General features: G+C 70.9%; 20 protein-coding genes. 15 read left to right on the top strand and 5 right to left on the bottom strand.

The annotated features are described in order from the left end of the window. Positions 1-27: 27 nt before the first annotated feature. The gene (locus tag J7E89_RS02665) at positions 28-744 is read right to left on the bottom strand and encodes a cation transporter (protein WP_214967775.1); all 717 of its coding nucleotides are present in this window, start codon (positions 742-744) and stop codon (positions 28-30) included. Further along, the gene (locus J7E89_RS02660) at positions 744-1,079 is read right to left on the bottom strand and encodes a helix-turn-helix transcriptional regulator (RefSeq protein ID WP_214967773.1); all 336 of its coding nucleotides are present in this window, start codon (positions 1,077-1,079) and stop codon (positions 744-746) included. Before J7E89_RS02660 ends, J7E89_RS02665 begins: the two co-directional genes overlap by 1 nt. Before the next feature lie 281 nt (positions 1,080-1,360). Here J7E89_RS02660 and J7E89_RS02655 point away from each other — a divergent pair, with 281 nt between their 5' ends. From J7E89_RS02655 to J7E89_RS02645, 3 genes are all read left to right on the top strand, one after another. Beyond that, entirely contained in the window at positions 1,361-3,247 is a 1,887-nt protein-coding gene (locus J7E89_RS02655) for a protein-arginine deiminase domain-containing protein (RefSeq protein WP_308315305.1), read from the top strand. 213 nt (positions 3,248-3,460) lie between these two features. Next, the gene (locus J7E89_RS02650; protein ID WP_214967764.1) at positions 3,461-3,616 is read left to right on the top strand and encodes a DUF6131 family protein; all 156 of its coding nucleotides are present in this window, start codon (positions 3,461-3,463) and stop codon (positions 3,614-3,616) included. A gap of 108 nt (positions 3,617-3,724) precedes the next feature. Further along, positions 3,725-4,603 carry a YhjD/YihY/BrkB family envelope integrity protein gene (locus tag J7E89_RS02645; RefSeq protein ID WP_214967761.1) on the top strand — a complete coding sequence of 293 codons (879 nt, stop codon included), beginning with the start codon at positions 3,725-3,727 and terminating at the stop codon, positions 4,601-4,603. Positions 4,604-4,640: 37 nt separating this feature from the next. Here the strand turns inward: J7E89_RS02645 and J7E89_RS02640 are convergent, their stop codons facing one another. Continuing rightward, entirely contained in the window at positions 4,641-5,504 is an 864-nt protein-coding gene (locus J7E89_RS02640) for an oxaloacetate decarboxylase (RefSeq protein ID WP_214967759.1), read from the bottom strand. 214 nt (positions 5,505-5,718) lie between these two features. Then, a complete protein-coding gene (locus J7E89_RS02635) occupies positions 5,719-6,621 on the bottom strand; it encodes a LysR family transcriptional regulator ArgP (protein ID WP_214967756.1) in 903 nt (300 codons plus the stop codon). Between the two features lie 69 nt (positions 6,622-6,690). Between J7E89_RS02635 and J7E89_RS02630 the strand changes: the two genes are divergently transcribed. The 3 genes from J7E89_RS02630 (at position 6,691) to J7E89_RS02620 (ending at position 10,283) form a co-directional block, all read left to right on the top strand. After that, entirely contained in the window at positions 6,691-7,314 is a 624-nt protein-coding gene (locus J7E89_RS02630) for a LysE/ArgO family amino acid transporter (protein WP_214967753.1), read from the top strand. A gap of 120 nt (positions 7,315-7,434) precedes the next feature. Beyond that, positions 7,435-9,636, top strand: coding sequence for a SpoIIE family protein phosphatase (locus J7E89_RS02625; protein ID WP_214967750.1), 2,202 nt, complete (start codon positions 7,435-7,437; stop codon positions 9,634-9,636). A gap of 23 nt (positions 9,637-9,659) precedes the next feature. Then, positions 9,660-10,283, top strand: a complete 624-nt coding sequence (locus J7E89_RS02620; protein WP_214967747.1) for a class I SAM-dependent methyltransferase — start codon at positions 9,660-9,662, stop codon at positions 10,281-10,283. A gap of 67 nt (positions 10,284-10,350) precedes the next feature. Here the strand turns inward: J7E89_RS02620 and J7E89_RS02615 are convergent, their stop codons facing one another. Beyond that, positions 10,351-12,042: a lysyl oxidase family protein gene (locus tag J7E89_RS02615; protein WP_214967745.1), complete on the bottom strand. Its 1,692-nt coding sequence runs from the start codon at positions 12,040-12,042 to the stop codon at positions 10,351-10,353. A gap of 251 nt (positions 12,043-12,293) precedes the next feature. On the opposite strand from J7E89_RS02615, the gene J7E89_RS02610 reads away from it, so the two are divergent. The 9 genes from J7E89_RS02610 (at position 12,294) to J7E89_RS02575 (ending at position 22,468) form a co-directional block, all read left to right on the top strand. Beyond that, positions 12,294-12,764 (top strand): GNAT family N-acetyltransferase, encoded by a 471-nt coding sequence (locus J7E89_RS02610; RefSeq protein ID WP_214967743.1) that lies wholly within the window; start codon positions 12,294-12,296, stop codon positions 12,762-12,764. Positions 12,765-13,228: 464 nt separating this feature from the next. Then, positions 13,229-15,373, top strand: coding sequence for a hypothetical protein (locus tag J7E89_RS02605; RefSeq protein ID WP_214967740.1), 2,145 nt, complete (start codon positions 13,229-13,231; stop codon positions 15,371-15,373). Between the two features lie 76 nt (positions 15,374-15,449). Beyond that, entirely contained in the window at positions 15,450-16,952 is a 1,503-nt protein-coding gene (gene pelF, locus J7E89_RS02600; RefSeq protein WP_214967738.1) for a GT4 family glycosyltransferase PelF, read from the top strand. Continuing rightward, complete coding sequence (locus J7E89_RS02595) at positions 16,949-18,301, top strand: hypothetical protein (protein WP_214967736.1); 1,353 nt, start codon at positions 16,949-16,951, stop codon at positions 18,299-18,301. The genes pelF and J7E89_RS02595 overlap by 4 nt, the downstream gene beginning before the upstream one ends. Before the next feature lie 51 nt (positions 18,302-18,352). Continuing rightward, the gene (locus tag J7E89_RS02590) at positions 18,353-19,354 is read left to right on the top strand and encodes an SDR family NAD(P)-dependent oxidoreductase (protein ID WP_214967733.1); all 1,002 of its coding nucleotides are present in this window, start codon (positions 18,353-18,355) and stop codon (positions 19,352-19,354) included. A 41-nt stretch (positions 19,355-19,395) separates the two neighbouring features. After that, entirely contained in the window at positions 19,396-20,109 is a 714-nt protein-coding gene (locus tag J7E89_RS02585; RefSeq protein ID WP_214967732.1) for a nucleotidyltransferase family protein, read from the top strand. Positions 20,110-20,116: 7 nt separating this feature from the next. Next, positions 20,117-21,007: an NAD(P)-dependent oxidoreductase gene (locus J7E89_RS02580; protein WP_214967731.1), complete on the top strand. Its 891-nt coding sequence runs from the start codon at positions 20,117-20,119 to the stop codon at positions 21,005-21,007. Between the two features lie 13 nt (positions 21,008-21,020). Continuing rightward, positions 21,021-21,695, top strand: coding sequence for a spherulation-specific family 4 protein (locus tag J7E89_RS40490; RefSeq protein WP_251060008.1), 675 nt, complete (start codon positions 21,021-21,023; stop codon positions 21,693-21,695). Continuing rightward, positions 21,692-22,468, top strand: a complete 777-nt coding sequence (locus J7E89_RS02575; protein ID WP_308315304.1) for an endo alpha-1,4 polygalactosaminidase — start codon at positions 21,692-21,694, stop codon at positions 22,466-22,468. Before J7E89_RS40490 ends, J7E89_RS02575 begins: the two co-directional genes overlap by 4 nt. Positions 22,469-22,570: the final 102 nt, after the last annotated feature.

Genomic DNA, 22,570 nt, shown 5'->3' with positions numbered 1-22,570 from the left:
CCGGTGTTCCGATCCGTCCGTTCCGGATCAGCCGCAGCAGCCGCCCCCGGATCGGCAACCGCACGCATCCGCCTCGCCCTTGAGGACCGTCGTGGTGGCGGGTGCGGCGCAGCAGTCCTCGCCGCGCCAGGCGTCGAACCCCTCCTTGACCGCGACGACGGCGATGACGAGGGCGGCGATCGGATCGGCCCACGTCCACCCGAGGGTCGCGTTGAGGACCAGGCCCACGAGGAGTACGGCGGACAGGTAGGTGCACAGCAGGGTCTGTTTGGAGTCGGCGACAGCCGAGGCCGAACCCAGCTGCCGCCCGGCCTTGCGCTGGGCGGCGGAGAGGAACGGCATCACGGCCAGGGACAGGGCCGCCAGCACGATTCCGGGTATGGAGCGGTCGGCCTCGCCGGCGCCGGCCAGTGCGCGGACGGCGTCAAGGCCGACGTACGCGGCGAGCGCGAAGAACGAGACCGCGATGATGCGCAGAGTCGTCTTCTCGCGGGCCTCGCGGAGGGCGTGATCGCGGGCGGAGAACTGCCAGGCGACCGCCGTGGCGGAGGAGACCTCGATGACTGAGTCCAGGCCGAAGCCGACCAGCGCGGTGGAGGAGGCGATCGTACCCGCGGTGATCGCCACGACGGCCTCGATGACGTTGTAGGTGATGGTCGCCGCGACCAACAGCCGTATCCGGCGCGCCAGTACCTCACGGTGAGCGGCGGCCGGCCCCGCGCCGAGGGGTGTCCCTGCGCTCATCAGCAGCAGCCCTGCTCTTCCGCGGCCGGGCAGGTGCGGTCCGCCTCGACCGCCAGCACGGTGGTCCGCAAGGCGTCCAGTGCGTGCCCCAACCGCTCGTCCGCCAGCTCGTAGCGCGTGCGGCGGCCGACGGGCACAGTCACGACCAGGCCGCAGTCCCGCAGGCAGGCAAGGTGGTTCGACAGTCGTGTACGGGAGATGCCCAGGGCATCGGCGAGGTCGGCGGGATGGGCCGGGGCCTCGCGCAGGGCGAGCAGGATCCGGCAGCGGATGGGGTCGGCGAGCGCGCGGCCGAACCGCGCCAGCACCTCGATGTCGTCAGCGAGAGTCAGCACCTGCCGGACGGTACACGACTCTCTGAATTCAGGCCATCGTGAATCGCGCTTGGGGCGCGGCGCTGTGGCGGCTGACGCCGTTAGCCGAGCACGCCTCACATTTCGTCATGCCCTGGGCCGAGACCGCCTCCTCCGCCGGTCGCACCTCGCGATGCCTCCGGGATGATCCCGCCGCCGACAGGCAACGGGCCGCTCGTTCCCAGCCTCTTCGGGCCTGAGGCCGACAGCCGGCCATCAGGAAGGGACACATCTTGGGTACGAGCCATGTGAGACATGGGGCAGTGGCCCTCACCGCGATAGGGGCCGTACTGGCGCCCGTGTCACCGGTGTTCGCCGCGGATCCACCCCGGGCCGACCTGCGGGCGGACGTGAACCGGGACGGACGGGTGGACGCCACCGGCGCGACGGACACCGCCGGTGAGGACAGCTGGTCCCCGCGCACAGGGGCAGTCTTCCTCCCCAACATCGACGACGACACCAAGCGGTGCGCGGTCACGGGCCCGAACGGCAGGCCGCTGCCCGATGCCAAGCTGGCCGCGTGCAACGACGCGGCCGACACCAAGGTCAACGGCTCCGGCGACGCGGCCGACCTGGCCCGCGTCCGGTCCGTACCGATGACTGACCTGCCCACCACCGCGACCGGCAGGTTGAAGGTCGTGGCCGGTGGCAACAAGACGCGGGTCTTCGTCAAACGCTCCTCCGGCTGGACCTGGGTCACGGCCGGGACCCGCCTGTCCGCCGCCGAGCTCCGCTCAGGTCTGGAGTTCGGGGTCGAGGGCACGGACGTGATACGCGACAGCGCGGTCTGGGACGGCCGCGCCGTGATACGCCTGACGGTGACGTCCGGCGGGAACAGCGCGTCGGACGACGTGACTCTGCGGGTCGCCCCGCTGCTCACCCACCACCACCTGCAGAATGCCCAGCAGTTGATGGTCACCAAGGTGCGGGGGAGCGACGATTACGCGCGCCGGCAGCAGGCTTTCGTCAAGGGCCTCGCGGCCGAGGTCAGGTCGGCCGGGATCAACAAACCGCTGCTGACCTTCGACAAGTACGACGACATCTGGGCGCAGGACTTCGTCGAACCCGGCTACGTCAGCATGGCCGGTCCCGGCGGGAGCCGGCAGGCGATGCGCGTCATGCTGCGGTCCGCGCAGCCGGACCGCGCGGCCGGCCGGGAGCTGTTCGAGAAGCTGCGCGGCAACGGCGTGGGTGTGGTGCAGGTGTCCGGGGTGCGTGACTCGGAGGAGGCGACCCTCAACTCGATGGGGAACCTGGAGACCATCCCCCCGTACACCCACAATGGCCGGTCCTTCCCGGCCGGTCGCATCATCATGGGCGAGCGCAAGGACAGCGGCTCCAAGCCCGCGAAGGCGATGCGTACGCTCCTGAAGTCGCAGGGCTTCCAGGACCCGCTGCTCCTCGACACCTCGTGGCTGCATGTGGGGCACGTGGACGAGTTCGTCCAGTTCCTCCCCGCGGACACCCCGCGCGGCTGGAAGATCGCAATCGCTGATCCCGAAGCGGGGCTGCGGCTGCTGCGCGAGGCGCAGGCGGCCGGCCACGGCAGGACGCGGATGTTCTCGGTGCCGGGCAGCCCGGGTATGCCCGCTCCCAAGGAGACCATCGACCAGGCGCTCGCCTCGAGGTGGCTGGTGTCCGACAACACCATGGCCGCGAAGCGGATCAAGGCGAACCTGGAGGTGCTCCAGCGCGAGACGGGTGCGACGGACGCCGAGGTTGTACGGGTGCCGGCCCTGTACACCCGCGGTACGCAAGAGGGCGAGCGCGGCGAGCGCATGCCACGGCTGACGCGGATGGGCGCGGGCAAGGTCCCGGACGTAGTCCGCGAGTACGGGCAGCAGCAGGAGCTCGCGCGCCACGCCGATCGCGCCGGGGCGGCCCCGGAAACCGTCATGACCAGCGCCTACGTCCCCGGTGCGGTCAACGGGATCGTGCTCGGCGGGGGACGCTACCTGGCCCCGCGGCAATGGGGTCCCGTCATCGGGGGCAAGGACATATTCACGTCCGCAGTGAACACCGCGTACACCGGGGCCGGCATGAAGGTGTCGTACCTCGACGACTGGTACACGTATCACCTCGGCCAGGGCGAAGTGCACTGCGGCACGAACACACTGCGCGATGCCTCCGGCGCCTGGTGGAAGCCGTAACTCCGACCGGCTGACAACCCGGACGCGCCACGGCTCCGTACGGCCGTCGGGTGCGCGGCGCCCGCCTGTCCGGGCGGGCGGCCGCACCCGGCGGTCCAGTGGCCAAAACCGCTGGGGCAGGGGGCCCGGTATGCGGCGAGTGAGCAGGTTTGACCTGGTGGTGGCGGGGGACCAGCTGGGTAGAAAAACCGTTCTGCGAGATCGGCGGACACCATGATCGTCCTCGGAATCATTCTGCTCATCATCGGTTTGGTGGCCGACATCGGCATCCTCTGGACCATCGGGATCATTCTCGTCGCCATCGGGGCCGTCCTCTGGATCCTGGGATCGCTGGGGCGGGCGGTCGGTGGCCGACGTCACTACTGGTGAGGCACGGGTGCCCCGGACCGCTGGGGCACCCACCCCGGCAGGCGCCCGGGGCACCCGTTCGGCGGCACGCCCGAGGGAGCGGGAGCGCTTGCGGGTACTCGACGGGACATGCCCCTGAAATCCGGTACGCCTCATGAGGGCCGCCCGCAGCACGGACACCGGTTCGAGCGACTTCAACGACGACTGCGGGACTCGGTGGTCGGGCTTACCTGGAACCGTGGGCGCGAGGTGGAGCTCATGCACCGGGCCATGGGCTTCGCGGCGCTCAGTTTCCTCACTCTGGTGCCCCTGCTGATCGTCGTCGCCGCGGCCGACCTCGCGAGCGGTCAGGGCTTCGCCCGGTGGCTGGTGGCAGGGCTCGGTGTTTCCGAGGTGTCGCAGGCGGAGGTCGAGGAGTTGTTCGGCCGGCCGGGGCAGGCATTACAGCGAACCACGGCATTCGGTCTCGCCGCGCTGGCCACGTTCGGCGTCACGTTCGGAACCGCCGTGCAGACCGGGTACGAGCGCATCTGGTCCCTGCCGACAGCCCGATGGCACACGATGTGGCGCCATGTGGTCTGGCTGGCGCTGCTGGTCGCCGCACTCCTGATCTTCGTCAAGACCCCTGCCCCCGAACAGTCGTCCGCCGTCGTGACCGTGCTGGTGGCCGGGGGCGATGTTATCGGCTTGTTCTTCTTCTTCTGGTGGTCGCAGCGACTGCTGCTGTGCGGCCGGATCCGCTGGCGTGCGCTGGCGCCGGGGGCCGCCCTGACGGCTGTGGGGCTGCTGGGGCTGCGGATCTTCTCGCAGTACGTCTTCTCGCCGCTGATCGCCTCCAACGCGGTGACGTACGGCCCGTTCGGGACGGTGCTGGTCCTGCAGTCCTGGCTGGTGGGGGTGGGATTCGTGGTGTACGGCGGGGCGCTGGTCGGGCGGCTCTTCCACGAGTGGGAGGCACGGCGCAGCCTGAGCCCGGCACTGAGAGGGACGAACCGGCGGTGGCGGTAGGCCGAGAGGAGTGTCGGGCGCCGTACACGGCATCCGACTACGGGTTTCCTCGCGTCGCCGTGCTGTGCCGACGGAGGTTCTCGGTCAGCATCGCGGTGGCCTCCCCCACACCGATGCCGCCGCCGGTGCCCTGCGCGGCGGGCAGGCGTCCGTCCGTGGACTTGAGTTCGGTCATGGCCTCCTCCATCGCGCGGTGCGCGGCGAACAGACACGGCGTGCTGTAGATCGCCACGTCGACGCCGAGCGCTGCCAGTTCGGAGAGCGACAAGCGTGGTGACTTGCCGCCGGCGATCTGGTTGAACAGCAGCGGTTTGTTCCCGATGACCTCACGGATCCGGTGGATCGCCTCGACGCTGCGCACGCCGTCGACGAGCACCACGTCCGCGTCGGTCGCCGCCAGGGCTTTCGCGCGGTTCAGGATGTCTTCGTCGTCGGTGGCATCAGTCCGTGCGACGACGACCAGGTCGGTCCGGCTCGCGAGTACCTGGTTCAGCTTGTCGAGGTACTCCTCCAGCGGCAGGATTTGCTTGCCGTCGGTGTGGCCGCAGCGGCGTGGGCGCTTCTGGTCCTCAAGGATCACTCCGGAGATCCCCGCCCGCTCAAGGCGCCGCACCACGTGGCAGGCCAGTTCCGAGTCGGCGTAGCCGTCGTCGATGTCCACGAGCAGGTGGTGACGCGGAAAAGAGCCGCGCAGACGCTCGGCGAAGGCCACCATGTCCGGCCATGCGATGAACCCGATGTCGGGAAGCCCGTAGTAGGAGGCGGCGAAGCCGAAACCGGATACGAACAGACCGTTGTAGTGCCCGGCGGCGAGGGATGCGGAGTACATGTCGTACACGCCGATAAGGGGTGTTGTTCCGGCGGAGGCGATCTCGTCGCGCAAGGCTTGTCCGTACAGCATGGGCTGGCTGGCTCCTGACGGTGGCGGGGAGGCCCGCGGGCGGGCGTACGTTGATCACGCGGGCTGATCAACGCGGGGTGGGCGCACCGGTTGCGACAGATCACCCCAATGGTTTGCCCACGAGCCCCTGGCCGACAGCGCGCCACCGTGTGGCGGAGGCTCTTCGCCGGTGGCAACCGTGGTGATCCGCAGACCGCCCCAGCGGCTCGTCTTCTCAGGGCGCGGCCAGCAGCGCCTCGGCGGCGGTGGCGGCGACCGCGTCCGCCACGGCCGCCAGAGCGGGGGAGTCCAGCTTCCACTGCTGCCAGAACAGCGGGATGTCCACGGGGTGCCCGGGCGCGAGCAGGGTGAGCGCGCCCGCGCGGAGCAACGGCGCCGCTTGCGGTTCCGGCACCAGGCCCCAGCCAAGCCCGGCGGCCACCGCGTCGCAGAACCCCTCCGACGTGGGTACGTAGTGGCGTACCCGGCCCGCGCCCGTCCCGTCGTTAGTGAGCGATCGTACGAAGCCGTCCTGGAGGTCGTCGCGGCGGTCGAAGACGATCACCGGGGCGTCGCGCAGGTCGCGCTCCAGCGACCCGGTCAGGTGACGCGCGGCGAAATCGGGGCTCGCCACCGGGAGGTACCGGGCCAGGCCCAGCCGGCGTACAGTGCAGCCCGCAACCGGGTCGGGCGACGACGTGACCGCCGCCATCACCTGCCCCTCCCGCAGCAACGCCGTGGTGTGGGCCTCGTCCTCGCGGTGCAGCTCGAAACAGACCGGCGGATCCTGAGGTACGCGCGTCAGCGCCGGCAGGAACCAGGTGGCCAGGGAGTCCGCGTTGACCGCGATCGGCAGCCGCGCCGGGCCCTGCCCGTCGGCGATCCCCAGCTCTGCCCGCGCGTCCAGTTCCAGCCGGGCCAGCTGCCGCGCGAACCGCACCACGACCTGCCCGGATTCCGTCGGGCGCACGGGCTTCGTCCGCATCAGCAGCACCCGGCCGGTGCGCTGCTCCAGCGCCTTGACGCGCTGACTGACGGCCGACGGCGTCACGTGGAGGACCGCCGCGGCCGCGTCGAAGGTTCCCTCGTCCACCGCAGCGAGCAGCGTACGCACCTGGTCCAGCGGAAGCTCATCCATAACAAACGCTAAGGGTACGTTAGAATCTTTAGCTGTACTGAAGCCCTGTTGATCCATACTGTCGGCGGCATGACCCACGGAATTCTCACGGCAGCACTCATCGGCTTCGGCACCGGACTCTCCCTCATCGTTGCCATCGGCGCGCAGAACGCCTTTGTCCTGCGCCAGGGGGCGCGACGGCACGCCGTGCTCGCCGTGGTCGGCATCTGCGCCGTGTCCGACGCGGTCCTCATCGCGCTCGGCGTCACGGGCGTGGGAGCCGTGGTGACCGAGTGGCCTGCCGCCCTGACCGTGGTCGGCCTGGCCGGCGGAGGGTTCCTGATCTGTTACGGCGTCCTCGCCGCCCGGCGTGTGCTCAGGCCCGCACCCGGCGCCGGCCTCAACACGCAGGGCGCGACAGCCGGGTCAGCCCGCAAGGCCGTGCTGACCTGCCTCGCCATGACCTGGCTCAACCCGCACGTCTACCTGGACACCGTGCTGCTGATCGGCTCGGTCGCCGCCGACCACGGCTCCCTGCGCTGGGCCTTCGGGCTCGGCGCGGTGCTGGCCAGCCTGACCTGGTTCACCACCCTGGGCTACGGGGCCCGCCTGCTCAGCGGCCTGTTGTCGCGCCCCGCCGCCTGGCGGGTGCTGGACGGCTTTGTCGCCGCCACCATGGTCACGATGGGAGGGATGCTGGTGGCCGGCGCCTGACGCGCCGTTCCCCCGGCAGGTCAGCGCCGTACACCTTGCGGGTGCGCCATCAGCGGTCTGGGCGTAGCGTCCAGAGATATGTCTTTTGTGGGGCCGCGCGCACCAGCAGGACGGTAATCCATGGCATCGCCGGAGGAAGAGACCGGACAGCCGGAGGTACTGGACCGGCTGCTCTCCCGGGTGCTGCGCGAGTCCGATGCGTACGGCGGCGGGATCTACGTGCTCACGTCGAGCGGCCAAGTGCTTTCGGCCGTCGTACTCGCCGGAGTGCCGTCCAGCCTCGCGATGCCCTGGGCCAGGGTGGGAATGTCCGCCTCGGGTCCGCTGGCGGAGGCGGTACGGGAGGGCCGCCTGGTCTGGGTCGGAGCCGAAGGGGAACTCGCCCGCCGCTACCCGCGCATCGGCTTGGCGCTGCCCTACTCCTTCGCCCTCGCGGCCGCGCGGGCGGTCAGCGCGCAGCGGACCTGGGGCGGGCTGGTGCTGTTGTGGCCGGGCTCCCACCCGCTGGTGATCGAACCCGAGCGGCAGAGGGCTATCGAAAAGGCATCCGGATACGTCGGTGCGGCGCTGCGCCGCGCGGAGGAAAGCGGCCATCCGATCCTGCCCAGGCCCGAACCGAGAATTGTTCCGGTGCCGCGGCGCCGCATGGTCACGCAGGTCGAGGCCCAGGCCGCGGTCGATTTCACCGAGCGGCTTCCGGAGGGCTGCTGCGCGCTCGACCTCGACGGCCGAATCACCTTCATCACCCCCAACGGGGCGGAGCTGGTCGGCAGCACAGTTCCCGCGCTGCTCGGAGCACGGCCCTGGGAAGCCATGCCCTGGCTTGACGACCCCGTATTCGAAGACCGCTACCGGTCGGCGGTGATGAGCCGTCACCCCACGTCTTTCACGGTTCGGCGCCCCGATGACCTGTGGCTGTCCTTCGAGCTGTATCCCGACGCACGGGGGATCAGCGTGCGCATCGCACGCTCCCGCGTGGCTGGAGCGGGAGCGGGAGCGGGAGCGGGAGCGGGAGCGGGAGCCGGAGCCACCGGAGCCGGAGCCGGAGCAGGAGCGGCGTCCCTGCCCCCGCTGCCGGACTCCGCCGTGCCGCCGGGCACGGGAGCCGCGCCGCCCCGGGTCGGGGTGCTCTATCAACTGGCGCATCTGGCAGCGGCGCTCACCGAAGCCCTCAGCGTGCCGGACGTGATCAAGCTGGTGGTCGACCAGATCGCGCCCAGCTTCGGCGCGCACGCGGTCGCCCTGTTCGCCGTACAGGCCGGCAAACTGCGCCTTCGAGGGCATCATGGCTATGGGGCCGAGGAGATGGAACGGCTCGGTGACGTGCCACTGTCGGCCGACCACCCGAGCAGCCGCGCGGTGACCACGGCCGAACCTGCCTTCTTCGCCTCCCGCCGCGAACTCCACGACGCCTTCCCGCACGCCGTGGACGACGACGGCAATCACGCCTGGGCGTTCCTGCCCCTCGTCGCCGCGGGCCGGCCTATCGGCTGCTGCGTACTGGCGTACGACCGGCCCCATGTGTTCGGGCACGACGACCGAGCCATTCTGACCGCGTTCGGCGGTCTTGCCGCACAGGCGCTGGACCGCGCGCATCTGTACGACACCAAGAGCGGCCTCGCCCGCACTCTGCAGGCCAGCCTGCTGCCCCAGGCACTCCCGGCGCTGCCCGGCCTGCAGGCGACGGCCCGCTATCTTCCGGCCACCCGCGGCATGGACATCGGAGGCGACTTCTACGACCTGGTACGCCTCGACGAAACCACGGCCGCCGCCGTCATCGGAGACGTCCAGGGGCACAGCGTCACCGCTGCCGCCCTGATGGGACAGGTCCGTACCGCCGTCCGCGCCAACGCCATCGCCGGAGCGGCTCCCGACGATGTCCTCGCGCGCACCAACCGCCTGCTGACCGACCTGAATCCCGGGTTGTTCACCAGTTGTCTGTACGCCCAGATCGACCTTGTCCGCCGCCGGGTGTGCCTGGCGACCGCCGGCCACCTCCCGCCCCTCCTGCGAGACCCCGGCGGACGCACGGAAAGCGTCGCCGTGCCCCCCGGCCTCCTGCTCGGCATTGACCCCGCTGCCCAGTACGAGGCGATCGAAATCGACCTGCCGCCCGGCGCCGTCCTGACCCTGTTCACCGACGGCCTGGTGGAAAGGGCGGGCACCGACATCGAGGAGGCGACCGCGGACCTCGCTGACGCCCTCAGCGAGGGGGCGCGCGACCTGGACGCCCTCGCCGACGAGCTCATGCGGCGCGCACGTCCGTCGCCGGACCGCATGGACGACACCGCACTGTTTCTGCTGCGCCTGACGCCGTCGTAACCCCGCGAGACACGGAGGCCGCAATGGGGTTCTACCTCGATCAAGTGGTGCCGCGCATTGTCAACGTCGCCTGCGGCGTCAAGACAGCCCAGCCGCTACGACGTCGAGTCTGCGAAGGCTTGGCGGGGGAAGTGGTCGAGATCGGATTCGGTACGGGGCACAACGTCCCCTTCTACCCGGCCGCCGTCACCGGTGTGACCGCGATCGAACCTTCCGACGTCGGATGGAAACTCGCCGGCGAACGGGTAAGGGCGGCACGTGTCCCAGTGCGGCGCGCCGGTCTGGACGGCCAGTCCTTGCCGTTCGAGGACGACAGCTTCGACGCCGCCCTGTCCACCTGGACGCTGTGCACGATCCCGGACGCGGACGCCGCGCTGCGCGAGGTGCGGCGCGTACTGAGGCCTGGAGGGACCCTGCACTTCCTCGAACACGGGCTGGCCCCGGAGCAGGACGAAAACGTACGGCGCTGGCAACGACGGCTCGAACCGGTGAACAAGCGGCTCTTCGGCGGGTGCCACCTCACCAGGCCGACCGCCGACATGCTGACGGCCGCGGGGTTCACGATTACGGACATCGAAGTCTTCTACGAGAAGGGCACCCCGAAGCCCATGGGCGCCGACTCCCTCGGCACCGCTCTGGCTCCCTAGCGACGCGTGGACTTCGGCTCCCGAGCGCCGAGCTCGGGAGCCGAAGTGCCGTTGCGACGAGCGAGAGTCAGTTGGCGTTGACCAGGTCATGAGCGGGCACGGTCACCGTACGGGCGCCCGGCGTGCCACCCAGGACGACCTTGCGCAGAGCGCTGTTGTTGCTGAGGCTGGTCTCCTTGAGCCGCTTCTCGGGGTTGGCCAGCACCTGGATGTAGTAGGTGCCGTTCGGCAGGTTCGAGATGTCGAAGGACTGGCCGGGAAGGTCCTGGGTGTACGTGTCGCCGGAGCCGACGTCGAGCACCTCCCGGACAGAGATGGAGTTCTCCTGGCCGCACGCGGTGGACAAGTCGGTGTTGTTCGGGTGCCAGTTGGCGTTCTCCACCGTGTAGTCGACGGCGTCGGTGTTGGCCAGGCAGAACGCCTCCTTGCCGCTGCGCACCGACTCCCGCTGGTCGGCCTTGAGCAGCCGGTAGCTGGCGAAGTCGGTGAAGTGCCAGTGCTCGTGACCCGGGCGCGGGTCCCACTCCATGGTGCCGGTCGGGGTGTAGCCGACCTGCTTCCCGTCGGCGTCGTAGAAGTACTGATAGGCGTCCATCAGCTTCTTGCCGGGGCTGCGGAAGCCGTCGACCACCAGCTGTGCGGGACCGGCGTTCCACACGTTTGCGCTGAACGCCAGGTAGTCCTTGCCCCGAGTGCTGCCCTGCCCCTTACTGATGGCGATGCCGTAGGCCGGCAGCGAACGGAGATCGGGCTTGGGCACGTCCGGCACGTCCGGCGTGCCGGTCGGCCGCTGCGCGGCGGGCTTCACCGCGGGAGCCTTCCGGGAACCGTCGGTCTGCCCGGTGGTGTCGCCCACCGGACCGGCCCTGAGCGCGGCCTTCTTGAGTGCCCACGGGAGGGCGGGCGGCGCGGGAGTGTGGGGCCCGTGCCCGACGTTGTACGACGGAGCGGCCCCGCTCGTCGCAGCGGCGGGCGCCGGCGTGCGCATCGCGCCGTGGCCGGAATGCCCGGCCGAGTGGGACCCGTGCTTCATGGCGGCCGGTGCGCCCGCGCCGCCGTCGTAGCTGCGCTCTCGTACGGTCAGCTTGATCGTCTGAGGCTTGTTCTCCATGCCGAACAAGAGGCGGTACTGCTTCCGTACGGACACCTTGGCGGTGTACTTCCCGGGCGGCAGAGCGACCGGGTTGGAGTAGTAGCCCGCGTACGTGTTGGACGCCCAGCCGTTCTCGACACCCCACACCGAGCCGAGCGTGAACGGGTTCTCGGGACAGCTCTCGGGATACTTCGACTTGGCCGGGGCGTCGGGGCGGACCCGGCCGGAGGCGTTGTTCGGACAGAAGGCCTCGGACTTGTTCACCACGGTACGGCCGGCCGCGTTAGTGATCTTGATCTGAGCGAAGCCCGGCAGCCCCCCGAAGCCCTTCACCAGGCCCTGGGGAAGGGTTTTGGTCCGGGTCTTGGTGCCCTCGCGGATGATCTGCGTGGCGACGACCGGGTCCTTGTAGGACTTGCGGGTCACCTTGAGTTCGAGGGGCCCGTTCTCGGCGGTTACGTACGTACCGAGGTCCAGGTAGACGCCAGGGTCGTCCTTCCACGAGTCGAGGGTCACCGACGACGACGCGGCGATCAGGCTGAGCTTCGGCGCGGGCTGTGAGTCTTCGGCATCGGGCGCGGCGGCGACCACGCCGGCGGTCACGGTGATAGCCGCACCGGCGGCAATCAGTGAACGCCATGGGCGGGCCTGGTGGAATCTGGTCATCGTTCCTCGTTTTCCGAGTACCTGCTGGGAGGTGGACGATCGCGAAACCGTCTCCGGCCCGTGAGAGTTGGGGGAGGGCAGCATGGGTTGTCTGTGGCTTCGTGAGTCGCGGATCGTTGTCCGAAAACAGGTTGTGGAGGCCGGATCAAGCCATCTCGGCGCCGTTTCGCCCCGCACCTTCCGCAGTTGCGGTAAGGGCGTGTCCGGTGGACGCGGAAAGTCATTTGATCACCGGGATTATGGTTTTTCGCATGACGACTGCGCTCCGCCTGGAAAAGATCACTGCCGACAACTTCGATGCCGCGATCGGCCTGCGAGTCCGCCCTGACCAGGAGCACTTGGTCGCACCAGTCGTGAAGTCCCTCGCCGAGGCGTACGTGAACCCCGGCACCGCGTGGCCCCGGCTCATCCTTGACGGCGACCGGCTCGTCGGCTTCCTCATGGCCTTTTTCGACATCGACTTCACCGGTGAAGGCAAGGGCACCGATATCCGCTCGGGCCTGTGGCGTCTCAACATCGCGGCCGGCGAACAGGGCCGCGGCTACGGCCGCTTCGCCGTCGAGTCGGTGGCCGCTGAAATCCGCCGCCGCGGCGGCACCCGTCTCACTACGACGTGGCACCCGGGCGAGGACGGTCCCGAGGGGTTCTACCTGGGACTCGGGATCCGCCCGACGGGGGAGATGAGCGGGGATCAGAAGGTGGGGGAACTGGAGCTGGATTAGGCACTGGTTTGCCGAATCTGGACGTCCAGGGTCGCCCGGAGCCGGTCGTGCGCCCCGATGTGCTCCCTTGTTGCGCCAGTGTGCGCCGTGCGCGCCCGGAGTGAGCCCCGGAGGAGGGTGGCTGGATTTGCTCTCGTGCGATTCCGCTTTCTTTTCTTTGGTCTAGACCACTTGGTTTCAGGGGTTGGGGCAACCGCTTGCGCCATCCGCCACCTGCGCTTCGGTGCGATATCGACGGTGGGTTCCGCAGGTGCGAATGCGACCGTCCGTTCGACCGGACGACCCCCAGAACGCGCGTGCCTTTTGCGCCAGCTTTCACCATGCCCTCACAACTTCTCCTCCAAGCGCCTCACTATGTGATCCGACAGAGCGGGACAGCGTCGGCACCTCACGGAGCCGGCCGCCGCGAGGGGGGCGGGGCAGGCCGGCTGACTTCGGGTCTGCCCTTCTGGGGAGGACGCAACATGAGACGCACGGGGCACACTGCTGCCGTTTTGAGCGCGGCCGCAATGCTGTTCGCGCTCGCAACGCCCGCTGCCGGAGCCGCCGCCGCGCCACCGCCGCGGATCGACCTGCGCGTCCTGGTGGTGGACGACGGGGGACCCGCCACCGCCGCGATCGTCGCCGAACTGGACGGCGCCGGGACGCCGTACACCTCCATCGATCTGTCCAGGGACAATCGCCCGGTGATCGACGCGGCCTTCCTCTCCGACACGGTCGGGGGGCGGCCGCGTGCCAAGTACCAGGCCGTGGTGCTGCCCAACGACAACCCCTTCGCCGCCGGTTCAGCGGAGATGGCCGCCCTCGTCGCGTACGAGAAGACCTTCGCGATCCCGCAGGTCGACGCGTACACGTACGCCCGTCCCGAAGTCGGCCTCGATCACCCGGCCAACGGCGGCTACAGCGGATCCCTGGACGGCGCCCGCGCCGAGGTGACCGCGGCGGGCAAGGCCGGCCCCTTCGGCTACCTGGAAGGGGCCGTGCCGTTCGAGGACAACGCGCCCTCCGTGTCGGAGAGTTACGCCCACGCGGCGAAGCCCGCACCGGGCGCCGACTTCACCACCTACGTGGACGTCCCACTGCCCGGCTCGGCCGAACGCGGCTCCCTCGTCGGCGAATACCGGCACGACGGGCGCCGCGAGCTCGTCGTCACGTTCGTCTACAACCAGCATCAGCAGCAGTTCCGCTTGCTGGCCCGGGGCATCGTCGGATGGCTCACCCAGGACGTGCGGATCGGCGCAGCCCGTAACTACTTCGCCGTACACGTCGACGACGTCTTCGCCGCGGACGACCGCTGGGACAGCCAGCTGAACTGCACGCCGGGCGACGTGGACTGCCCGCCCGGACAGGGCGAAGCGGACGCCATCCGGATGACGGCCGACGACGCCCAGCACGCCGCCCAGTGGTCCCGCTCCAAGGACTTCACACTCGACATGGTGTTCAACGGCGGCGGCAGCGAGCTCTACAAGGAGGAGAACGCCGGCAGCGACCCGCTCGCACAGCAGCTCGTCGCCGACAAGAGCGCGTACCGATGGGTCAACCACACGTACAACCACCCCTTCCTCGGCTGCGTCCAGGACGTCAGCGCGGTCCCGTGGAGCTGCGCGAAGAACCCCGACGGCAGTACGCGCTACGTCAGCCGCACCGAGATCGCCGGGCAGATCCGGGACAACCGGCTCTGGGCAGAGCGCGCCGGGCTGCCCCTGGTCGACGCCGAGCTGGTGACCGGTGAACACTCCGGCCTGAAGGTGCTGCCCCAGCAGCCGGACGACAACCCGAACCTCGGACCGGCGCTCACCGACAACGACGTCACCTCGCTCGCGTCGGACAACTCGCGCGACCGTGAGCAGCGCAAGGTCGGCCCGGCGCTCACCGTGCCGCGCTATCCCATGAACATCTTCTACAACGCCGGCCGGACCGCCGACCAGATCGACGAGTACAACTGGATCTACAGCCGGTCCGCCGACGGCGGCAGCGGCATCTGCGAGACCGCCGCCAACTCCACCTGCCTGGCGGAGCCGCTCGATCCGGTCACCGGCTACGCGGATTACGTCGTTCCGCTGGAATCCCGCATCGCCCTGGGGCACGTGCTCGCCAACGACCCCCGGCCCCACTTCATCCACCAGTCCAACCTCGCCGAAGACCGCATCGCCTACCCGGTGCTCGACCGCGTTCTGAGCGATTACTCCACGCTGTACGCGGACAGCGCCCCGCTGGTGAACCTGCGCCAGCGCGACATCCGCGCCGAGCTTCGCGACCGGGCCACCTGGAAGACCGCCGTCAAGGCCGGCCGGGTGACCGCGTACCGCATCGGTGACACCGTGACGGTGCAGGCTCCGAGCGGCGTCCGCGTCCCCGCGACCATGCCCGCCGGAACCCGACGGGACCTGCTGCTGGGTACGGAAGCCTTCGGCACGCCGTACGCGGGCACGGTCTCGGGCTGGGTCGCGGCCGGCCTGCTCCAGGACCGGGTCAGCCTCACCCTGCCCGCCGGTCCGGCGTCCGCCACGGCGCGGGCCGACAAGATCGAGCCCGTACGGCGGACGGCACCTCTGATGCCGCTGCCGCCGGGTGTACGTACCCGCGTGCCCTACGGCGTCACCGGCTGAACCGGGCCCCGGCTCCCTCTCGCTACCCCCCGCATCGTCCCCTTCCACGACCCGCACCTCAGGAGAGCACTCCCGCATGCTCGAAGCGCTACCTCCGGCAGGGGCCGGCACCACCCGTGTCACCCTCCTCACCGAAGGCACGTATCCGCACAGCCACGGCGGCGTGAGCGTGTGGTGCGACCAACTCGTCCGCGGGCTGCCGGACTTCCGTTTCGACATCACCGCGGTGACGGGCACGGGGAAGGAACCCCTCGCCTGGGACCTGCCCGCTCACGTGTCACCTCCGGTCGGCGTACCGATGTGGGGCCCGGCGCCGACCGGAGCCGTCCCGCGCGGCCGACGGCTGCGCATGCTGACAGCGGCGTACGAACGGTTCCTCGGCGCACTGCTCGACCCCGCCGCGGAAGCGGACTTCGCACCCGCGCTGTACGAGCTGGCCGAACACGCCCGCCGGGGAGAGCTGGCGCCCGCGCTCCGCGCCGATCCGGCCGTGCGCGTCCTGGCAGGAGTGTGGAACCGCCCCGGCCTGGCCGTCCACGCCTCGCGCCCCACCATCCACGACGCGCTCACCGCCACGGACCTGCTGGAGCACGCACTGCGGCCGCTCGCCGCGCGACCGCCCACGGACGGCGTCGCCCATGCCGTGAGCGGTGGGCTGGGAGTCCTGCCGGGGCTCGTCGGCAGCCGGCTGCACGGGGTGCCGCTGCTCCTCACCGAGCACGGCGTCTATCTGCGCGAGCGCTACCTCGGCTACCGCACCGGTCCCTACCGATGGCCCGTCAAGGCGCTGCTGCTCGGCTTCTTCCGGCTCCTCGCCGAGGAGACGTACCGTACGGCCGCGCTGATCACCCCGGGAAACCAGTACAACCGGCTGTGGGAGGAGCAGGGCGGCGCCGACCCGCAGTCGATACGGACCGTCTACAACGGCGTCGACCCCGCGGCCTTCCCGCCGGCCGGCCCCGAACCGGACGCCCCCGTCCTCAGCTGGGCCGGCCGGGTCGACCCCATCAAGGATCTGGAGACACTGATCCGCGCCTTCGCACAGGTACGGCAGGAACTCCCGGCGGCGAGGCTGCGGCTCTTCGGCGGTACTCCGCGCGGCGGCGAGGCCTACCGCGAGCGCTGCGAGTCGCTGGCGGCGGAGCTAGGGCAGGGCGAGTACGTCACCTTCGAGGGCCGGGTGGACGACATCCGGGACGCCTACGCGGCAGGCAGCGTGGTCATGCTGTCCAGCATCAGCGAAGGATTTCCCTTCACCCTCATCGAGGCCATGTCGTGCGGGCGGGCCACCGTCTCCACGGACGTGGGCGGCGTGCGCGAGGCGGTCGGCGACAGCGGTCTCGTCGTCCCGCCACGCGAACCGGAAGCGATGGCCAGGGCAGTGCTGGAACTGCTGCGCGATCCGGCGCGCCGGGCGGCGATGGGGGAGGCCGCGCGACGGCGCGTGATCGAACAGTTCACACTGCGGCAGACCGTCGACACCTTCCGCGGCATCTATCTGCGACTCGCGGAGGGCGCACCCCAGGACCGCGAACTCGCGGAAAGCGAACAGGAATCAGCCGGGGAGGCGGTGGGATGAGCGGCCCGCTGCGCCTGCTGCCGGGCGAAGGGGACAGCCTCCCCGCCATACCCAGGTCCCACCCCCGTACCCGCGCCCGCCCCGGCTGGGCGAAGGACCCGATCGACGAGCTCGCCGAGCGGCTCGTGGAACAGGTCTCGGGGGCCGTCCACCCGTACGAGGTGGCCGCTCTGCTGGAGTCTGACGGGATGACGGGCGACCGGATACGGGGGCACTACGGCCGCGCAGGCCTGTTCGCCCTCGCCGAGGACCTCTACCACCGGGTGCCCCGCCACTACCCCGAGCCACCCCCTTCCCCCGACCCCTGGAAGCCGGACCACTGGCGGTGCGCCCTGCGCGGCCTGGTGTTCGCGCTGCCCGGACTCGCCTACGTGCTCGGCGCGGACCTGTGGCGGGGTACGCCCGACGTGACCGGTCTGATCGCCGCCGCGCTGGTGGCGTGGGCGTGGAACCAGGCGCTCAGCCACCGGGCCCACCTGCGGCTCGCGGCCGAGGGCCCGGCGGGCGCCGGGCGGGCGCTGCGGGCCGGCGCCCCGGCGGGCGCGGTGGCGGCCACGGCCGTGGGCCTGCTGGTCTCCGGCCCCGGCACGGCCGCCGCGTTCGCCGCCGGGCAGTCCTGCTACGTGGCCGCCGCGACCGTGCTCCTGGTCCTCGGCCGCGAACGGGCCCTCGCGCTCACCCTGTTGCCGGTGGCGTCCGGTGCGGCGTGCCTCCTGTGGTGGCGTACGCCTGTCACCGTGTCCTCGGGACTGCTGCTGGTGACGGTGGCGCTGGCGGCCCTCGCGGCCGGGCGCGCGATCCGTGGCACGCTGCGGGCGGCGCCCGGCGGGGACGGCACGCTACCGGCCCTGCGGGACTCCCTTCCGTATGGGCTCTTCGGGCTCGCGGCCGGAGCGCTGACGATGTCGGGCGGTGGCGGCACGGCCGGGGGGCGCGGCATCGTGGTCCTCACCCTGAGCATGGGTTTCGCCGAGTGGCTGCTGTACCGCTACCGGGGGGTGGCCGTCGCCGCGCTCCGGGCCAGTGCCACCGTCGCCGGCTTCACCCTGCGTGCCGGGCGCGCCCTGGCCATGTGCCTGGCGGCGTACACCGCGCTGCTGCTGGCCGGAGCCCTGGCCGTGGGCGCGGACGCCGTCGCCCTGCCGGCGCTCGGGGCGCTCCTGTGGACCGGGCTGCTGCTGCAAGCCTTCGCGCTGGCCTGGCCGCCGGCGCTCGTCTGTCTCGCCGCCGCGGCGGCATCGGCCGCAGGCCGCCCGTACGGCATCGACCTTCTCGTCTGCCCGGCTGCCGCGGCCGTGCTGTTCACCTGGGCCTGGCGGCACCTCGGCCGGCCCTCCGCACACCGCTGACCTCTCCTGTCCCACCGTCACCTCACCACCCAACCGAAGGAGCAAGCACCCATGTCCCTAGCCTTACGCGTCGCCGTCACCGGAGCCGAGGGCTTCATCGGCTCGCATCTCACCGAGGCGCTCGTCACCGCCGGCTTCCGCGTCCGCGCGATGGCGCAGTACAACTCCTTCTCCTCCTACGGCTGGCTGGAGACGCTCTCGCCCGAGGTGCTCGACCACGTCGAGATCGTCCTCGGCGACGTCCGGGACCCCGGCTCGGTCCACCAGCTGGTGGAAGGCGCCGACGCCGTCTACCACCTGGCGGCGCTGATCGCGATTCCGTACTCGTACCAGGCTCCGCACAGCTATGTGGACACCAATGTGACGGGCACCCTCAACGTCCTGGAGGCCGTACGCCGCCTCTCCGTCCCCCGACTGGTGCATACGTCGACGAGCGAGACGTACGGCACCGCCCAGACCGTGCCGATCACCGAGGACCACCCCATCAGCACCCAGTCGCCGTACGCCGCTTCGAAGGCGGGCGGGGACCGGCTGGCCGACAGCTACCACGCCAGCTTCGGCACCCCGGTCGTCACCCTGCGCCCGTTCAACACCTTCGGCCCGCGGCAGTCGATGCGGGCCGTCATCCCCTCCGTCATCGGCCAGGTCGCGGCGGGCGAGCGCGTCATCACCCTCGGGGACCTGCGCCCCACACGGGACTTCCTGTACGTGAAGGACACCGCCCGCGCCTTCCTCGCGGTCGGCACCGCGCCCGCCGACGCCGTGGTCGGCCGCACCTTCAACGCGGGCACCGGGGGTGAGATCTCGGTCGGCGAACTGACGCAGCTGATCGGGAAGTTGATGGAGACCGAGCTGGAGGTACGCGAGGACGCGCAGCGCATCCGCCCCGCGGCATCAGAGGTGATGCGGCTGGTGGCGGACGCCACCCGGCTGCGCACGGCGACCGGCTGGCGTCCCGAGAACGACCTGGAGGGCGGCCTGCGGCACACGATCGACTTCTTCCGCGACCCCGCGAACCTCGCCCGCTACAAGACCGGCATCTACAACGTCTGACCGCTCGTCCCCAATTCGCATCATCCACAGAGGAGAAGACGATGCACGCAGTGATCCTGGCCGGTGGCAAGGGCGTACGCCTTCTGCCGTACACCACCGCCTTACCGAAGCCGCTCGTGCCGATCGGAGACCAGCACGCCATCCTGGAGATCGTGCTGCGCCAGCTGGCCGCCGCCGGCTTCACCAGCTGCACCATCGCCATCGGTCATCTCGGCCACATCATCCGCGCCTACGTCGGCAACGGCTCCCAGTGGGGCCTGCGCGTGGGCTACTCCACCGAAGACAGCCCCCTGGGCACCATGGGCCCCGTACTCACCATGATGGACCGCCTCCCCGAGCACTTCCTCGTCATGAACGGCGACATCCTCACCGACCTGGACTTCGGCGACGTGGTCAGACAGCACCAGAAGTCGGCCGCCCCGCTCACCGTCGCGACGTACGCCCGCAAGGTCTCGATCGACTTCGGCGTCCTCACCACGGAATCCGGGCGCGTCGTCGGCTTCGCCGAGAAGCCGAGCATGGACTACCGGGTCTCCATGGGCGTGTACGGCCTGTCCAGGGACACCCTCGCCGCCTACACCCCCGGTCTCCCGCTCGGGTTCGACGAGCTGGTCCTGGACCTGCTGGCCGCCAAGACCCCGCCCCACGCGTACGACTTCGACGGCTACTGGCTGGACATCGGGCGCCCCGACGACTACGACCGGGCCAACGCCGAGTTCACCACGCACCGCGGCGAACTGCTCAAGGGAGCGTGAGCGTCCCGTGCGCGTTCTCCTCCTGGGCTCCACCGGATACCTGGGCGGGCACACCGCCGAGCGACTGCGCGCCCTCGCGGGCGTGCGGCTGCTCGTCGGCGGCCGCTCGCCGTCAGCCGACGTGCCGTTCGACCTGGCCGCCCGTCCGGGCGCACTCGCGGACGCGTTGCACGTGGCCGCACCCTCCGTCGTCATCAACTGCGCGGGCCTGGTGACGGGCAGCCCGGTCCGGCTCGTCGACGCCAACGCGCGCGGGCCCGCCGCGCTCTGCGAGGCGCTGCGGGAGGCCGCGCCCGACGCCCGCCTCGTCCACCTCGGATCGGCCGCCGAGTACGGGCCGGGAGCGCCGGGCCGAGCGGTCACCGAGGAAGCCGCGACCAGCCCCCTCGGCCTCTACGGAGCGACGAAGCTGGCGGGCACCCTGGCCGTCACCGGATGCGGACTCGACGCGGTGGTGCTGCGGGTCTTCAACCCGGTGGGCCCCGGTGCGCCGGCCGCCGGACTTCCCGGACGGCTCGCCGCCGAGCTGCGGGCGGGCGGCGACGGATGCGCCGTCAAGGTCGGGGACCTGTCGGCGTACCGCGACTTCGTCGACGCGCGGGACGTGGCGCGGGCCGTCGTACTGGCCGCGACCGCGACCGGCGCGCTGCCGCCGGTACTCAACATCGCCGGCGGCACAGCAACCGTCGTACGCGACATGGCGCACGGACTGCTGCGGGCGTCCGGTCTGCGCGGCCGGCTGGAGGAGTCGGGGGCCGGCTCGGAGCGCTCGGCCGCGGTGTCCTGGCAGTGCGCGGACATCTCGGCCGCCCGTTCGGCGCTCGGCTGGCGCCCTGACCACTCGCTCGCCGACTCGCTGCGCGACCTGTGGGAGTCGTCGGCGGTGGCGGTCCGATGAGCGGGCAGCGCCGATGACCCTGCTCGTACCGATGTACGCGCACCCGGCCGTGGACCCCGACGCCTGGGCCGCTCTGGCCCTGTCCGCCCCCCAGCTGTACGGCGTGGTGCTCAACATCGCCGACGGCCCGGGGACGCGTCCGGACCCGGCCTTCACGGCCGCCGCCCGCACTCTGCGGGCGGCGGGCGTCCGGGTCCTGGGCTACGCCGACGCCGACTACGGGCGCCGCCCCTTCCGCGCCGTGCGTGCCGACTTGCGGCGCCACCGCGAGTGGTACGCCGCCGACGGTTTCCTGTTCGACCAGACACCGGCCGACGCGGCGGGGATGCGCCACTGCCGGCGGCTGGCGCGTGCGGCGCGGGCCCTCGGCGGGCGTACGGTCGTCCTCAACCCGGGGGTCCATCCGGCGGCCGGCTACGCGTCGTTCGCCGACCTGCTGATCACCTTCGAGGGCGACTGGGCCGCGTACTGCGCCGCTCCCGCGCCACCGGCATGGACGGCCGCCCATCCGCCGGAGCGTTTCTGTCATCTGGTGTACGGGGTCCCTCCGGGACTGTGCGGGCTCGCGGGCCGCACGGCGGGGCTGCGGCGGGCCGGCGTGCACTGCGCGGTGCCCGGCCACGGCCCCAACCCGTGGTCGGCTGTGCCGCCCGGCCTCGTGCCGGCGGCCGTGGGGGAGGAGGGGTGAGCCGTCGGCGGGGCGGGTTCCTGGCCGTCGTACTCCTCCTGCTCCTCCTGGCGGCGGCCTGCTCGGCTCCGGAGCGCCGGTGGCAGCCGAAGCCGGGCACCGCCTGGCAGTGGCAGCTCGACGGCAAGGTCGATCCGGGCGTCGATGTTCCGGTCTACGACATCGACGGCTTCGAGAACGACTCCAGTACGGTCCGCCGGCTGCACCGGGACGGGCGCAAGGTCATCTGCTACATCAACGCGGGCGCCTGGGAGTCGTTCCGTCCGGACCACCGGGACTTCCCGGCCGCCGTCCGCGGCCGCCCCAACGGCTGGCCGGGGGAGCGGTGGCTCGACATCCGGCGCCTGGACGTACTGCGACCGCTGATGGCCAAGCGCTTCGACATGTGCCGTGCGCGGGGCTACGACGCGGTCGAGCCCGATCTGCTGGACGCCTACCTCGAAGACACCGGGTTTCCGCTGACGGCCGGCCATCAGCTGGCGTACAACCGCATGCTCGCCCGACTCGCCCATGAGCGCGGCCTGTCAGTGGGGCTGAAGAACGATCTGCCCCAGATACCCGAGCTGGTGGACGACTTCGACTTCGCGGTGAACGAGGAGTGCGCGGAACTGAACGAATGCGCGGCGCTCACCCCGTTCATACGGGCGGGAAAGGCGGTGTTCCATGTCGAATACGCCACCCCGGTGGGCGAATTCTGCGCACAGTCCCGCAAGCTCGGACTGAGCTCCATGCGCAAGCGGCTCGACCTGGGAGCGTGGCGTCGGCCTTGCTGAGAGTGGGGGCCGCGAGTTTCAGGAGGGGACAGCACGCTCCGCGCGTCTCGTACCTCCGGCGGGGGCCGGTGGTTGACTGGGCGGCATGCCGCTCGACGACCC

The sequence above is a fragment of the Streptomyces sp. ISL-100 genome, assembly GCF_018614615.1.
Classification (GTDB): Bacteria; Actinomycetota; Actinomycetes; order Streptomycetales; family Streptomycetaceae; genus Streptomyces.
Note: the sequence above shows the minus strand (reverse complement) of the source record. Positions and strands in the feature narration are given on the sequence as shown.

Bases quoted from the DNA above. Each gene is read 5' to 3' on its own strand.
- J7E89_RS02605 (WP_214967740.1), top strand. From the start codon at position 13,229: ATGAGACGCACGGGGCACACTGCTGCCGTTTTGAGCGCGGCCGCAATG.
- J7E89_RS02640 (WP_214967759.1), bottom strand. From the start codon at position 5,504: ATGCTGTACGGACAAGCCTTGCGCGACGAGATCGCCTCCGCCGGAACA.
- J7E89_RS40490 (WP_251060008.1), top strand. From the start codon at position 21,021: ATGACCCTGCTCGTACCGATGTACGCGCACCCGGCCGTGGACCCCGAC.
- J7E89_RS02630 (WP_214967753.1), top strand. From the start codon at position 6,691: ATGACCCACGGAATTCTCACGGCAGCACTCATCGGCTTCGGCACCGGA.
- J7E89_RS02650 (WP_214967764.1), top strand. From the start codon at position 3,461: ATGATCGTCCTCGGAATCATTCTGCTCATCATCGGTTTGGTGGCCGAC.
- J7E89_RS02645 (WP_214967761.1), top strand. From the start codon at position 3,725: ATGCCCCTGAAATCCGGTACGCCTCATGAGGGCCGCCCGCAGCACGGA.
- J7E89_RS02620 (WP_214967747.1), top strand. From the start codon at position 9,660: ATGGGGTTCTACCTCGATCAAGTGGTGCCGCGCATTGTCAACGTCGCC.
- J7E89_RS02585 (WP_214967732.1), top strand. From the start codon at position 19,396: ATGCACGCAGTGATCCTGGCCGGTGGCAAGGGCGTACGCCTTCTGCCG.
- J7E89_RS02635 (WP_214967756.1), bottom strand. From the start codon at position 6,621: ATGGATGAGCTTCCGCTGGACCAGGTGCGTACGCTGCTCGCTGCGGTG.
- J7E89_RS02625 (WP_214967750.1), top strand. From the start codon at position 7,435: ATGGCATCGCCGGAGGAAGAGACCGGACAGCCGGAGGTACTGGACCGG.
- J7E89_RS02595 (WP_214967736.1), top strand. From the start codon at position 16,949: ATGAGCGGCCCGCTGCGCCTGCTGCCGGGCGAAGGGGACAGCCTCCCC.
- J7E89_RS02665 (WP_214967775.1), bottom strand. From the start codon at position 744: ATGAGCGCAGGGACACCCCTCGGCGCGGGGCCGGCCGCCGCTCACCGT.
- pelF (WP_214967738.1), top strand. From the start codon at position 15,450: ATGCTCGAAGCGCTACCTCCGGCAGGGGCCGGCACCACCCGTGTCACC.
- J7E89_RS02615 (WP_214967745.1), bottom strand. From the start codon at position 12,042: ATGACCAGATTCCACCAGGCCCGCCCATGGCGTTCACTGATTGCCGCC.
- J7E89_RS02610 (WP_214967743.1), top strand. From the start codon at position 12,294: ATGACGACTGCGCTCCGCCTGGAAAAGATCACTGCCGACAACTTCGAT.
- J7E89_RS02590 (WP_214967733.1), top strand. From the start codon at position 18,353: ATGTCCCTAGCCTTACGCGTCGCCGTCACCGGAGCCGAGGGCTTCATC.